Below are 12,929 nucleotides of genomic sequence, written 5' to 3'. Positions count from 1 at the left end.
ATTTTAATAATTTGCAAGGAAGTACATTCCGAGCAAAATCGCATCGCGGCACTTCGTTTCGGGCCAATCGGCATTGCGCGGTAAGCTGCCGACATACCACCAGTACGTGCCGAATTCGGGATCGATGCGCAGCGCATATTCGTTGAAATCGTCCGTGTGAACCTGCTCTCCGAACATGAGGTACACCGCGTTATAGAGGATATCGAGGAACGGTGCATAAGAGTCTTTCCATGTCTGAACGGGATCCGAACGAAACTGTTCGAGCTGATAAAGGATGCGTTCTTTTAATTCGATGTCCGTTTTTTCAACCCACGTTTTTTGAATCAGCAATGCAAGATTATTTTTAAAACTCATCGTCAACTTACCGTCGTCGACCGGATTTCGTTGCGAAAACGATTGATTATCGAAGCCGAACGCTTGCATGATGATATCCGTTGCGTCGGAAAAATCTTTTTCGTCATTCGATTTTATAAATACGGAAAGGGCATCGATGGTTTTTTTATCTACAAACTCTTCTATCGTCCAGACCATAAAATAATCATATACTATTGACGTCCTTTATTCAATAACTTGGATAATGCCGGACGGCGTTAAGAGGTGACAAGGCTTGCGCGTATCGCTTCTACGGCTTCGACGACTTTCGGATCGAATTGTTTGCCCGACAGCCGTTTAATGGTGTCAACGGTTTCGTCGACGGAAAGCGCTTCTTTGTACGGACGTTTGCGCAGCAGCGCGTCAAGCACATCCGCCGCCGCCATAATACGCGCGGCAAGCGGAATATCCGTTCCCGAAATATGCTGCGGATAGCCTTCGCCGTTCCACCATTCATGATGTCCGAGCGTCATCGATCGAGCGGTTTCCGTGTACTCATCGGTTTCTATACCCGAAAGATATTTTTCGATTAGACTCGCGCCGTACAGCGGATGTTTTCGTATCATTTCGAATTCCTGTCTCGTCAACGGACCCGGTTTTGAAAGAATCTCTTCGGGAATACTTATCTTTCCCAGATCGTGCAGCGGCGCGGCTTTTGTCATCGTATCGATGACGTCGTCGGTTAGTTCGTCGGTATAATGACCGAGTTCGCGAAGCTTTAGACTGATGGTCCGCACATATTCGCTCGTACGCTTAACGTGTTCACCCGTCGTGTAGTCCTTCGATTCGACGAGATTTGCAAAACCTGCGATGAGCTTCGTCTGCATGGCGCGGATACGCATATCTTGTTCATATTGTTTCTGCAGGCTGGCGTGCGCCGACGATACGACATTATACGAGAGGATAACGCAGAATATATATTCGAGCGTTGAACCGCTGCCGTATGTTATAAACCAGCGTATGCCGTAAAGCGCTCCTGCAGGATAGGGCTGCACCGAACGGCTCCTGATATACAGGGACGCAAGCATCATGATATAACACGCGATAATAACCCTATAGGTAAAACGTTTTTTATAATACATACAGCTCAATATCGGTACGAGCACATATAAAATAAAAACCGATATCCCCGGCATAATCGAAAGGAAAATAACGAGCAGTTCAAGCGCGCCGAGCGTAATGTATTTCGTGTAACGCGCGTACGGAACGCGCCGTACAAACCAAAACAAAAAAACGCTTGAAACGGCAAAGAAAAACGTATAAACGCCCAAGAGCAAATAATCCGCTTTCGGAAAGATATTGAAATACCGCGCGGCGAGCATAACCGGCCCCGCGAACGTAAACAGGCTGTATAATTTTACGACTATTTGATTTACTCGATATTCATTTTCATCGAAAAAACCGATACTTGAGTTTGGCTGCATTGTACTACTCTCACTGTATAACTTTTTAAAAATAAAATTATATATATTATAGCATATTCGCTAAAAATGTAAATAGTATAAAAATAAAATAAATTCGATATTTATAAAGATATTTTTGCAATCATAGATATTACGTCAGATTACGCCGTTCCCGAACCCATAGAAAATTTTTAAGAATAATTCCGACGAAGCTCGACATTTAGGCTAATTATTTCAGGTTGTGTGCGTTTTTTTAGTCCGTAAACAGCGGCATCAACATATAGCGGTCGGCGGAATCGGGAAGGAGTACGATGATCGTTTTATTTTTCAATTCTTCGCGCCTTGCGAGTTCGTATGCCGCCCACAGTGCGGCTCCGGAAGATATACCGACCAGTATGCCTTCCGTTTTTCCGAACTCTTTTGCGCTCGAAAATGCATCTTCGTTTTTAACGGCGATAACTTCGTTGTAAATTTTTTTATCAAGTGTATCGGGAATAAAGTTTGCGCCAATGCCCTGGATTTTGTGCGGGCCGGCATAGCCTTCCGAAAGAAGCGGGGATGAAGCGGGCTCGACCGCAACGATTTTTACGTTTTTATTTTTCGTACGCAAAAATTTTCCGATACCGGAAAGCGTTCCTCCCGTTCCAATGCCTGCGACAAAGGCATCGACGCACCCTCCCGAATCTTCCCATATTTCGGGACCGGTTGTTTTAAAATGCGTTTCGGGATTTACGGGATTGGTAAATTGGTTCGGTATAAAACTGTGCGGCGTGTTCTTTGCGATTTCATTCGCTTTGTCGACGGCACCTTTCATTCCCTGTGCGCCGTCCGTAAGTACGATTTCCGCGCCGTATGCTTTCAATAAATTACGCCGCTCGACGGACATCGTTTCGGGCATGGTTAAAACGATGCGCAGCCCGCAGCTCGCGCACACCGATGCGAGAGCGATTCCCGTATTGCCGCTCGTCGGCTCGATGATAACGGAATCTTTTTTGATTTTGCCCGTTTTTATTCCGTCGTCTATCATCGCTTTTGCGATGCGGTCTTTGACGCTTCCGGCGGGATTAAAGTATTCGAGCTTTGCGAGTATGCGTGCATGAAGTGCAAGGCGCTTTTCCGTATTTTTGATTTCGACGAGCGGCGTATGTCCGATGAGATCGGTTACTTTTGTTGCGATTTTTTCTGCCACAACGATTACTCCCGTATTTTAAATACTGTAGTCGAGCGTTTCGGGAAGCACGGTGAGTTGGTCGAGTGTTATGCCGTCGAGATACGCATTGATCACCTTTCCGAGTCCCTTCCACAGTTTTATCGTCGCGCAAATCGACTGCCTGCCGCATCCTATAGCATTGGCTTCGAGGCAGCTCACCGGCGCCAAATTGCCTTCGGTAATGCGCAGTATTTCGCCGACGGTATATTGATTTGTGGGGCGCGCGAGTTTATAGCCGCCCTGCGGCCCGCGCACGCTTTGCAAAAGTCCGTATTTGCTCAAAAGAGAAGTGATCTGTTCGAGATATTTTATCGAAATAGCCTGCCGCTTGGAAATATCTTTCAGCGGAATAAATTCATCCTGCTTGTGCTGCGCCAAATCGATCATAAAGCGGAGCGCATATCTGCCGCGCGTCGATATTTTCATGTTTTCCTACCGATAAACTAGTATATCCGATGACTGCGACTTTGTAAAGAAAAAAGGTATCGATAGCGATAACGGGGGCGAGTTCAAAAACACACAAACTGAGTTCCGTGATCGTGCAATTCTATTGTTGTCCATTTTCACAAAATCCGCTAAAATGATCCATCATGACTGCACATACGACGATCGATGAAGATACGCTCGAAAAGCTGCTGTATCTTTCCCGGCTTTCGCCCGAAAGCACCAATTTAACAATATTAAAAAAGCAGGTCGATGAAATAATCGGCTATTTCGAACTCTTGTCGAAATACGACGACAGCGAAAATCCTTACGACGCGTATCCTTCAACGGAAGCGGATAAACTGCGCAAAGACGAAATCGTAGCGGGCTTGGCTATGGGCGACGTAAAAAAGATTTCGAAAGATTTTATGGACGGCTATTTTCAAGTGCCGAAAGTTTTGGGCGAGGGCGCGTGATGAATTGTACGATACGTGATATGCGCGCGGCGCTGAAAGAAGGCTCGGTGACGAGCGCGGACATTATTAAAAAATCGGCGGCGGCTTTCGAAGCGGATAAAAAATCGGCCTCTCCTCTCAACGCATTTCTTGGAATATATGAAGATGCGCTTACAAAAGCCGAAGCGGCGGACGCGGAAATCGCGAGTGCGCGCAGTTCCGGCACGCTCGACGCGCTCTTTTCGGAAAAGCCGCTTTTGGGTTTGCCGTTTGCGAATAAAGACAATATTTCGGCGAAAGGCAAGCGCTTAACCTGTGCGAGCAAAATCCTCGAAGGTTATGTCGCTCCCTACGATGCGACGGTGATCGCGCGCCTCGAAAAAGCGGGTGCCGTTCCGCTCGGCCGCTGCAATCAAGACGAATTTGCGATGGGTTCTTCGACCGAGTATTCGATCTACGGGGCGACGAGAAATCCCGTAAACCGCGATTATGTTTCAGGCGGTTCGTCGGGCGGTTCAACCGCCGCCGTCGCCGCGAATCAGGCGGTTTTCGGACTCGGTACCGAAACGGGCGGCTCGGTGCGCTTGCCGGCGAGTTATTGCGGCGTGTACGGTCTAAAGCCGACGTATGGCGTTTTGAGCAGGTGGGGTGTCGTCGCATACGGCAGTTCTCTCGATCAAGTCGGCATCCTCGCACATACGCCGTCGGATATCGCCGAAGCGCTTTACGCGATGTGCGGCGCCGATATGTACGACGATACGAGCGCGGATTTGCCTGAAAAAGAAAAATTATTAAATCTCAAACCCTGCGGAGATGCGCCGTTTTCGTCTTTGAAAATCGCGCTCATCCGTCAATTCCTCGAAAACAAGGGGCTCGATGCGGACGTCGGAAAAGTCTTCGACGAAACGCGCAAGTGGTTTGAAAGCAGGGGCGCGAAAATCGAAGTCGTCGATATGCCGGTCATGGATGCCTCCGTCGCAAGTTACTACGTACTCGCGCTTGCCGAAGCCGCGTCGAATTTGAGCCGCTTTGACGGTATCCGTTACGGCCGCCGCGTCGATACGGGAGAAGGCTACGACGAGCTGTACGTGCATACGAGAAGCGAAGGCTTCGGGGCGGAAGTAAAGCGCAGGATCGTCATCGGCAATTACGTTTTATCCGAGCAGTTTTCGGGTGACACGTACAAAAAAGGCATGACGGTGCGCGCGCGCATTCAGCGCGAAATGGCCGCACTCTTTAAAACCTACGATGCGGTGCTCTGTCCCGTCTGTCCGACACCGGCGTTTAAGCTCGGTCAAAAAACGGACAATCCGCTTGAAATGTATTTGAGCGATCTCTTCGTCAACTTCGTAAACCTCGCGCGTATCACGTCTCTTTCGGTGCCGGCCGGTATCACAAAAGAGAGGCTGCCGGTCGGCATTCAATTCGTCGGACCGATGTTCGGTGAAGCGAAGATACTTGAGCTGGCCGAAGCGTGGGAAGCCGATCATCCCGGCTGCGGCGTGCCGCTCGGCGCGCATTAAAATTATTAATTAACAAATCCGAAGCGGAACGAGCGAGATACGGCGGCACGGATTTTTTAGGAATGATGTATGGCAATCGATAAATACGAAATCGTAATAGGCTGCGAAATACATACGCAGCTTTTAACAAAGACAAAAGCGTTTTGCGCGTGCGAAAACCGCTACGGCGGTATGCCCGATACGCGCGTGTGTCCCGTGTGTCTCGGACTTCCCGGTGCGATGCCGCGCGTAAGCGAAGGCTACGTCGAACTCGGCGCCGTTGCGGGGCAGGCGCTCAACTGCCGCATCGCGCGCTTTACGAAATTCGACCGCAAGCATTATTTTTATCCCGATTTGGCAAAGGGCTACCAGATTACGCAGTACGATATTCCGCTGTGCGCCGACGGATACGTCGATTTGCCCTTTATCCATTATCCGGAAGACGAACGTCCCGGCGGCGCGAAGTGCCGTACGGTGAATTTCAAAGGCGAAAACTGCATCGTCGACAACCGCTACCGCCGCGTGCGGATCGAGCGCATTCACCTCGAAGAAGACGTCGGAAAATCGCTGCACCTCGAAGGCGCGCATTCGTATATCGACTACAACCGCTGCGGTACTCCGCTCATCGAAATCGTAACGAAGCCCGATATGACAAGTCCCGAAGAAGCCTCTCTCTTTATGCAGACCGTGCAGGAGATTCTCCGCTACGTCAAAGTGACGAAGGGAAATCTCGAAGAAGGCAATATGCGCTGCGACGCGAATATCAATTTGAACGTGTGGGAAAACGGTACGCTGTATCATACGCCCATTTCCGAAATCAAAAACTTGAATTCGTTCCGAGCGATAAAAGACGCATGTACCTATGAAGCAAAACGCCAGCTCAAAGAATTCGAAACCGATCGGCAGCCCTTTAATGCGGGTTTTAAAGTGACGATGGGCTGGGACGAAGCGAAAGGCGAAACGGTCGTTCAGCGCACGAAGAATTCATTCGTCGATTACCGCTTTGTCGTCGAGCCGGACATCAAACCCTTCAGCGTCAGCGAAGCGCTTATCGCGCGGGCAAAAGAAGCGGTCGGCGAGCTGCCCGAAACGAAGCGCGTGCGTTTTATGAAAGAATACTCTCTTTCTTCGTTCGATGCGGAAACGCTGACTGCGACGCGCGAGCTTGCGCTGTGGTTCGAAGAAGCGGCAAAAAAATCGAAAAGCCCGAAGCGTGCCGCAAATCTCATCCTCACCGAACTGCTCGCAGTTTTAAACGAAAAGCAGGAAACGATCGATTCCGTTTCGATTACGCCGTTGCATATTGCGGAACTTGCGGACGCCCTCGAATCCGATAAGATCACGAGCAAGCAGGGAAAGGCCGTTTTCGAAAAGATGCTTGCAACGAAAAAGCTGCCGTCTGAAATTATTAAAGAAGAAGGCATGGAGCAGGTAAACGATACCGGCGCGATCGAAAAGATCGTCGAAAGCGTGCTTGTAGCAAATCCGCAGGCTGTCGCCGATTTTAAAAATGGCAAGACGAATGCACTCGGCTGGCTTATGGGGCAAGTGATGAAAGAGTCGCACGGAAAAGCGAATCCGAAACAGGCGACGGAATTGCTCAAACAAAGACTTTCTTAAAAGGCGGGATCGACGTGCAGCGTCAGCGGGTGTGCGTCGGTTTTGCCGAAGCGTGTATATACTGTAACGGGCGCTGTGCCATACGTTCTTCATCCCTCTATTCGTTTTGCAATAACGTATCAAGCGTTGTATTCAAAACTTTTGAAAAAGCTAGAAGCTCTATATCTGTAACGAACCTTTTTCCGCATTCTATGCGCTGAACGGCGTTTTTGTCGAGGTCGATACCGAAAAGCTGCATTTTATCCGCCAGCGCACGCTGAGAAAGTAACGGATCGGCGGCTTTTCGCAATCGAGAGATATTTTTTCCTGAAATATTGTTTTGATCGCCGTTTCTGTTTTTATACATATTTTTGACATCTACTGCTTGTCAACATCAAAAATATACCTTATAATCATCTTGTGTATGACATTCACTGGATGTCATATATAGAGCATATGTACAGGAGGCTGAAAAATGGCAAGCATCATTTTGGGAGTAATCGGGTTATTTTTTGTTTTGTTGGGATTAATCCCGCTGTTGGGAATTATGAATTGGCTGGGAATTCCCTTACTGGTTATAGGATTAGCGTTCGGGATTGCAGGTATTGTGAAAAATAAAAGACGCGGTGCAAATATTGCCGGAACAATAATTTGCGGTATTTTTATGATTATCGGTACGGTCAGACTTATAGTCGGAGCTTCCATGATGACAAATGCCGCAAAAGCTCTGCCGAATACGGTTGAAAAATTGGATAATACAATTGAAAAATTAAACGATCTTTCAAATTCGCTAAACTGAAATCGTACAGGGGTTTTTATGAAAAAGAATGTTATGCGGGTGTGTGTTATTGCCGTATGTATGAACATTTTTACCGGTTGTATGTCTACAGGGACAAAAAACGAAGAGATTGTTTATACGGAAATAGACGGTAATCAAGATAATTGTAAAAATATTGCAATAGAAAAAATAGAGGCCGGTAGTAAATGGTTTAAAATAGTAAATGCATCTATTAGCGAATACGGAGATTCCGAATGCTCTGTCAGCGGTATAATAGTTAATGCAACATCGTTTATACAAAACAATCCCGATTTTTTTAAGAGAATTGAATTCGACAAAAAATATACAGTATATATAAAACTGAAAAAAGAAAGGTTTTTCCTGTTTTTCGTAGATACATCGCTTGTATTAGAAAAAATTGAAGGATTAAGAACTGTAAATGAGATAAGAACAGAAAAAGCCGAAAAAGAGGCAGCTGCAGAAAGAGCGGCAGAGGAAAAAAGGATAGCGGAAGACAAGGCAAGTGCCGAGAAACGAAAAGTTCGTAATGAAAAAGCAAGCGCTCTTGCAAAAGGATATGTATATCACGGCATTGATGAAAGCGATAAAAATGCGAAACTTTTTGATGGCGGCGCATTGGAAGCCGGACACGCATATTATATTTCATCATATCTGATTTCTGCGGGTGGTAGTATGGGTGGAGTTATCGTCAGTCTTTTTCGCGATCCTCATTACCGCTATGTAAACTACATAAGTCAAAAAGTAAAAGGTGAAGTGATCAATGCTGAACGTTCAATTTTCGGGGATATAAGCGTTGTAGTAGCCGGAGGAAAAGCACCTCTGTATATACCTGTCATTCTCGGAGTAGTAGAATAAATAAAGGAGAAAAGCTCGTATGGACATTAAAGATTTTACCGATGAGGTCATTGCTTTTAAAAACAAGTCGATAACCGACGAAGTATTTTTACTTATTCAAAATAACAGAGATTTTATGCAAAAATATTTGCAGTTGGTTGAAGAAAAAGGTCTTGCAGCTGTCAACAGACATATAGGTTTGGCTGTGGTGCATAAATACGGATTATCGGGGGAAGAAGGAAATATCAATAAAGAACCGAAAAGTACGCTTATTTCCTCTCATCAAAAATTTGAATAAGCGGTTTGGTACTGAATAATATTTTTAATCCCCATACCCCGACGAAAACATCGGGGTATATTGTTCTTATAAGGCGGTTGGACTCGGTTATGTACTGCACCTCATATCTCACTCTTTTTTGTTGACACTGTTTTTGTTTTGTATTAGCATTAATTAGGATGCAAAAACCTCATCATCGGTAAAAAAATCTAAAAACATTTATACGTACTGTGGCGGAGCCGGTCTTTTTTCGCTATACTGTTTATAATGACATCGATCGATTTTTTGGCATCGGAAATAACAAAGCGCTACGGTACCGTGCAGCGCGCGCGCGGCTGCTTTTTATATACGCGGAAAGGCGTGCGCCTCACCGACCTCTATCGCGAAGGGGGGCGGGCGATCCTCGGTTGGAAGGGCGGCGCAGCGCTGAAAGTTTTTAAAAATACGCTCGACCGCGGACTTGTCGGAAGCTTCGATACGGATTATGAGAGGCGCATCGCGAGGGCGGTGAGTTCGCTTATCGGGGATGAGCGCGTCGCGTACGTGTATACCGACCGTGCTTCCGCGTTGAAAACGGCGTTGGCGTTTTCGGAGAGCAGTACCGCTTTTTGGAAGCCGTGGAATCCGAATATTTCCGACTATCGAAAAATCGACTGTGTTATCGTAACGCCGCCGTTTCCGTGGGCTTCCGCGCTGTATTTTATCGCAGTACGTCCGTACGTACGTCGAGAGCGTATCGCTGCCGGATTTGTTCCGGCGGCATGCGAACGCATTCCGGCAGCCCTTGCGGCAGCTGCGGTGAGGGCGATCTACGATTGTATCGCTTCGGTAAATCGATTCGGAGAAAAAGATTGGTTTATCTACGATACGGTTTTAACAAAATATTGGACGCGCGAAGGGCCCTACCTCTATCCGAAAATCGCGGAAGCGCGCTATGCCGATTTTTTGCTGCACTGCCTTGACTGCGAGGTAGTCGTAAGCTGCGACTATAATGTACCGTCGATCGTTCCGTTCGGCGCGGACAGGGGTGTATTTACGAAGTTGAAAAATACTCCGTTCGAGTAGCTGCAAATCGATTGTTGGGGAAAAACAATGGCGCAAGGGGACATAATACTGTCGATTATTAAACTGGTGCTGGGCGGCATTTCGGCATTTTGTGCGATCATGCTGTGGTCGAAAACGCGGGATGCCGCATGGATGTCGCTCGCTGCGGGCGTCGTAACGTCGTATGCGAGTTTCGTATACGATATGATGACAAAACTCGGCGTCATCCTTCCGAACGCGTTGACCGTCGCCGGCATTCCGCTTCCGACGCTTTTGTTCGCCGTCGTGCCGAGCTGCTTTTTTATCGTCGCATTTATCCTCATGATCAGGCGGAACCGATGACGGCCGATGCCGCGTCTTATTGGCAAAAATTTTTGCAGAAAAGGGGACATAATCCCGTCGGCCGCTGCGCCGGCGAAATGTGTTTTGAAGCGGAGGGATTTTTCGGCGACGAGCTGCTCGCGCTTGTGCTTGCGGGAAAAAAGACTGCATTTTTTTCAAGCTATGCTTCATATATTATAGATAACGAAGATCTCCCCGCATCGGGAGAAAAGTACGTGGTGCTTGACAGAAGCGGTAGTCCGCGGTGTATTATCGAGCTGACTTCCGTGCGGATCGTTCCGTTTTGTGAAGTGACGCGCGAAATGGTGATCGCGGAAGGCGAGGACGAATCGCTTGAAGCGTGGCGTGAAAAAGAGAAGGGATATTTGGAAGACGAGGGAGAGATCGTCGGCTTTGCATTTGCCGAAGATATTAAACTTGTTTTTCATGAATTCCGTATTGTCGATTAGATTAAATTATTAATTAATAATTTAAGGAAAGTTACCGAAAACGGAAGTTTTGGAAACTTTCGATTATTATTAAATATTTTAGGGGGTATCGGTATGGCAGAACGGCATTCGATCGGGTATATGCTTACTCAGATCGCGCTCGGTTTGTATTTTTTTGTGACGGGAATTTGGACGCTGCAGGGCGGAAACGGCAACGAAATCGCGGCGGCGGTAAAATCGGTTACCGGCGGAGACACGGCGAGGATCATCTGCCTCGTGTTCGGAATCATCGAAGTGCTTGCGGGTCTTTTTTTGCTGCTCCGCATATTCGTAACGTTCAGTTCTCCGATTGACACGATTCTTATGGTCGTCATCATGATCGCGTGGATTGCGGCGATCGTGCTGCTCGATTTTATCGGTAAGGGCGCGCTGCCGTCGGGGAGCATCGATTCGGTTTTGCGCTGGCTCAGTACGCTTTCGCGGCACTTGCTCGTGCTCGGCGGGATCGTTATCGTAAAAAATTGAAAATAAAAAAGGCTTTGCAAAAACATGCAAAGCCTTTTTTATCCGCTTTCCATTTTGTCGAATCGGCGAATACCGCTGACGACGCGCCTGTGTGCGGCACACCGTCGGAAACTTCTGCTTTTACCGCGCGTATTCTACGATGCGCGTTTCGCGTATCATCGTGATTCTGATCCTGCCCGGATAGCGCAGATCCGATTCGATTTGTTTTGCGATATTCTGTGCGAGCGGTTTTACCTCTTCGTCGCCCACTTTCGCGTTGTCGACGAGGATGCGCAGTTCGCGGCCGGCTTGAATCGCGTACGCTTTTTCTACGCCGGAAAAACGTTCCGCCGTCTGTTCGAGATTTTCAAGCCGTTTGACGTAATTGTCGATCGTTTCTCGCCGGGCTCCCGGACGTGCGGCCGAAATGGCATCCGCGATCTGCACGTACACCGCTTCCGTACTCGTCGGTTCGATGTCGTTGTGGTGAGCTGCGATCGCGTTGATGACGCGGGGATCCTCGCCCATTTTCCGTGCGATTTCCGCACCGATTTCCGCGTGATTTTGATCGCTTTCCGTTTCGGCTCCTTTGCCGATATCGTGGAGCAGCGCCGCGCGTTTTGCAAGTTCGCGGTTTCCGCCGATTTCCGCAGCGAGGGCGGCCGCGATCATCGCCACTTCTTTCGAGTGCGTGAGTACGTTTTGCCCGTAGCTTGTGCGGAAATAAAGGCGTCCGAGCGCTCGCACGCCTTCCGTCGGCATATTGTGGATGCCTAAATCGAACAGCGCCTTTTCACCTTCTTCGTAAATTTTGTTTTGTACCTCGTGCGTAACTTTTTGCACGATTTCTTCGATGCGCGCCGGATGAATGCGGCCGTCGGATATGAGCCGTTCGAGTGCCACTTTTGCGATCTCTTTGCGCACCGGATCGAAACATGAAATGACAACCGCTTCCGGCGTATCGTCGATGATAATATCGACACCGGTGAGTGTTTCGAGCGTGCGGATATTGCGTCCTTCCCGCCCGATAATACGACCCTTCATCTCGTCGCTCGGAAGCGATACCGTCGTAACGGTAATATCGCTCGTAACTTCCGGCGCGAGGCGCTGAACGATCGTCACGAGTACGTCGCGTGCCTTTTTTTCCGCCGTGAGCTGAGCTTCCTGCTCGATTTTATTGAGCAGCGCTTGTGCATCGTGACGGGCATCGTTTTCGAGGTCTTTAATGATGAGTTCTTTTGCCTGCTGCTGCGAAAGCCCCGACACGTGCTCGAGACGCCTTCTGTATTCTTCTTCCTGCGTCATAACCGACGCTTCGCGCTTTTTCAGCGCTTCGATGCGGTCGGCAGCTTCTTTGTCGCGTTTTTCGTATTCGGCAGCCCGCTGATCGAGGAGCTCCTCTTTTTTATTTACGCGGGCTTCATAGCGTTGTACTTCGGCCCGTCGTTCTCTGTTTTCCCGTTCCTGCTGGTTTCGTTCCCGAATGAGTTCATCTTTTGCATTGAGCAAAATTTCTTTTTTCTGTGCTTCAGCTTCTCTAATTGCATCCTGTTTTACACGTTCAGCCTTTTGTTCTGACGCAGATAGTTGAAATCTGGCATACAGCCATCTAATAATCCATCCAAGAATAATTCCTGCAACCGGGAGAACAATGAATAAAATGATAATATTCATCTTTGTCTCCTTGTGTGCGTGGTATAGAATAATTCAGTATCTATATTAACCTACAATCTTCAA

15 protein-coding genes are annotated in these 12,929 nt (G+C 48.0%); 10 read left to right on the top strand and 5 right to left on the bottom strand.

All coding sequences use genetic code 11. The annotated features are described in order from the left end of the window. Positions 1-3: 3 nt before the first annotated feature. The 4 genes from IZU26_RS10550 to IZU26_RS10535 all read right to left on the bottom strand — a co-directional run bounded on the left by IZU26_RS10550 (position 4) and on the right by IZU26_RS10535 (position 3,411). Positions 4-531, bottom strand: coding sequence for a hypothetical protein (locus tag IZU26_RS10550; protein ID WP_310822581.1), 528 nt, complete (start codon positions 529-531; stop codon positions 4-6). 59 nt (positions 532-590) lie between these two features. Continuing rightward, entirely contained in the window at positions 591-1,796 is a 1,206-nt protein-coding gene (locus IZU26_RS10545; protein ID WP_433278916.1) for an HD-GYP domain-containing protein, read from the bottom strand. A gap of 232 nt (positions 1,797-2,028) precedes the next feature. Next, positions 2,029-2,964: a cysteine synthase A gene (gene cysK / locus IZU26_RS10540; RefSeq protein ID WP_433278914.1), complete on the bottom strand. Its 936-nt coding sequence runs from the start codon at positions 2,962-2,964 to the stop codon at positions 2,029-2,031. A gap of 18 nt (positions 2,965-2,982) precedes the next feature. Beyond that, positions 2,983-3,411: an RrF2 family transcriptional regulator gene (locus tag IZU26_RS10535; protein ID WP_433278912.1), complete on the bottom strand. Its 429-nt coding sequence runs from the start codon at positions 3,409-3,411 to the stop codon at positions 2,983-2,985. Between the two features lie 164 nt (positions 3,412-3,575). Between IZU26_RS10535 and gatC the strand changes: the two genes are divergently transcribed. The 10 genes from gatC (at position 3,576) to IZU26_RS10485 (ending at position 11,213) form a co-directional block, all read left to right on the top strand. Next, positions 3,576-3,884 (top strand): Asp-tRNA(Asn)/Glu-tRNA(Gln) amidotransferase subunit GatC, encoded by a 309-nt coding sequence (gatC, locus tag IZU26_RS10530; protein ID WP_433278910.1) that lies wholly within the window; start codon positions 3,576-3,578, stop codon positions 3,882-3,884. Continuing rightward, positions 3,884-5,386: an Asp-tRNA(Asn)/Glu-tRNA(Gln) amidotransferase subunit GatA gene (gatA, locus tag IZU26_RS10525; RefSeq protein ID WP_433278908.1), complete on the top strand. Its 1,503-nt coding sequence runs from the start codon at positions 3,884-3,886 to the stop codon at positions 5,384-5,386. The genes gatC and gatA overlap by 1 nt, the downstream gene beginning before the upstream one ends. A gap of 69 nt (positions 5,387-5,455) precedes the next feature. Then, positions 5,456-6,985 (top strand): Asp-tRNA(Asn)/Glu-tRNA(Gln) amidotransferase subunit GatB, encoded by a 1,530-nt coding sequence (gene gatB / locus IZU26_RS10520; RefSeq protein ID WP_433278905.1) that lies wholly within the window; start codon positions 5,456-5,458, stop codon positions 6,983-6,985. 454 nt (positions 6,986-7,439) lie between these two features. Further along, positions 7,440-7,763, top strand: coding sequence for a hypothetical protein (locus IZU26_RS10515; protein ID WP_021330488.1), 324 nt, complete (start codon positions 7,440-7,442; stop codon positions 7,761-7,763). Between the two features lie 18 nt (positions 7,764-7,781). Beyond that, entirely contained in the window at positions 7,782-8,618 is an 837-nt protein-coding gene (locus tag IZU26_RS10510) for a hypothetical protein (RefSeq protein WP_433278904.1), read from the top strand. Positions 8,619-8,637: 19 nt separating this feature from the next. Next, positions 8,638-8,895, top strand: coding sequence for a hypothetical protein (locus tag IZU26_RS10505; RefSeq protein WP_433278902.1), 258 nt, complete (start codon positions 8,638-8,640; stop codon positions 8,893-8,895). Between the two features lie 246 nt (positions 8,896-9,141). Further along, the gene (locus IZU26_RS10500) at positions 9,142-9,939 is read left to right on the top strand and encodes a hypothetical protein (RefSeq protein ID WP_433278900.1); all 798 of its coding nucleotides are present in this window, start codon (positions 9,142-9,144) and stop codon (positions 9,937-9,939) included. Between the two features lie 27 nt (positions 9,940-9,966). After that, positions 9,967-10,260 (top strand): hypothetical protein, encoded by a 294-nt coding sequence (locus IZU26_RS10495; RefSeq protein ID WP_433278898.1) that lies wholly within the window; start codon positions 9,967-9,969, stop codon positions 10,258-10,260. Next, on the top strand, positions 10,257-10,709 hold the full coding sequence (locus IZU26_RS10490; protein ID WP_433278897.1) for an ASCH domain-containing protein: 453 nt from the start codon (positions 10,257-10,259) through the stop codon (positions 10,707-10,709). Before IZU26_RS10495 ends, IZU26_RS10490 begins: the two co-directional genes overlap by 4 nt. A 93-nt stretch (positions 10,710-10,802) precedes the next feature. After that, on the top strand, positions 10,803-11,213 hold the full coding sequence (locus IZU26_RS10485) for a hypothetical protein (protein ID WP_021330487.1): 411 nt from the start codon (positions 10,803-10,805) through the stop codon (positions 11,211-11,213). A 120-nt stretch (positions 11,214-11,333) separates the two neighbouring features. Here IZU26_RS10485 and rny read toward each other — a convergent pair whose 3' ends face one another. Further along, on the bottom strand, positions 11,334-12,866 hold the full coding sequence (gene rny, locus IZU26_RS10480; protein ID WP_021330425.1) for a ribonuclease Y: 1,533 nt from the start codon (positions 12,864-12,866) through the stop codon (positions 11,334-11,336). Positions 12,867-12,929: the final 63 nt, after the last annotated feature.

Source organism: Treponema sp. SP13 (genome assembly GCF_050938355.1).
GTDB classification, from domain to species: Bacteria; Spirochaetota; Spirochaetia; order Treponematales; family Treponemataceae; genus Treponema_D; species Treponema_D socranskii.
The sequence above is the reverse complement of the archived record's forward strand: the minus strand, read 5'-3'. Positions and strand labels throughout refer to the sequence as shown.

What these genes read in the sequence shown, in the direction of transcription:
- IZU26_RS10550 (WP_310822581.1), bottom strand. Translation starts at nt 531, where the DNA reads ATGGTCTGGACGATAGAAGAGTTTGTAGATAAAAAAACCATCGATGCC.
- IZU26_RS10545 (WP_433278916.1), bottom strand. Translation starts at nt 1,796, where the DNA reads ATGCAGCCAAACTCAAGTATCGGTTTTTTCGATGAAAATGAATATCGA.
- IZU26_RS10535 (WP_433278912.1), bottom strand. Translation starts at nt 3,411, where the DNA reads ATGAAAATATCGACGCGCGGCAGATATGCGCTCCGCTTTATGATCGAT.
- gatC (WP_433278910.1), top strand. Translation starts at nt 3,576, where the DNA reads ATGACTGCACATACGACGATCGATGAAGATACGCTCGAAAAGCTGCTG.
- gatA (WP_433278908.1), top strand. Translation starts at nt 3,884, where the DNA reads ATGAATTGTACGATACGTGATATGCGCGCGGCGCTGAAAGAAGGCTCG.
- gatB (WP_433278905.1), top strand. Translation starts at nt 5,456, where the DNA reads ATGGCAATCGATAAATACGAAATCGTAATAGGCTGCGAAATACATACG.
- IZU26_RS10515 (WP_021330488.1), top strand. Translation starts at nt 7,440, where the DNA reads ATGGCAAGCATCATTTTGGGAGTAATCGGGTTATTTTTTGTTTTGTTG.
- IZU26_RS10510 (WP_433278904.1), top strand. Translation starts at nt 7,782, where the DNA reads ATGAAAAAGAATGTTATGCGGGTGTGTGTTATTGCCGTATGTATGAAC.
- IZU26_RS10505 (WP_433278902.1), top strand. Translation starts at nt 8,638, where the DNA reads ATGGACATTAAAGATTTTACCGATGAGGTCATTGCTTTTAAAAACAAG.
- IZU26_RS10500 (WP_433278900.1), top strand. Translation starts at nt 9,142, where the DNA reads ATGACATCGATCGATTTTTTGGCATCGGAAATAACAAAGCGCTACGGT.
- IZU26_RS10495 (WP_433278898.1), top strand. Translation starts at nt 9,967, where the DNA reads ATGGCGCAAGGGGACATAATACTGTCGATTATTAAACTGGTGCTGGGC.
- IZU26_RS10490 (WP_433278897.1), top strand. Translation starts at nt 10,257, where the DNA reads ATGACGGCCGATGCCGCGTCTTATTGGCAAAAATTTTTGCAGAAAAGG.
- IZU26_RS10485 (WP_021330487.1), top strand. Translation starts at nt 10,803, where the DNA reads ATGGCAGAACGGCATTCGATCGGGTATATGCTTACTCAGATCGCGCTC.
- rny (WP_021330425.1), bottom strand. Translation starts at nt 12,866, where the DNA reads ATGAATATTATCATTTTATTCATTGTTCTCCCGGTTGCAGGAATTATT.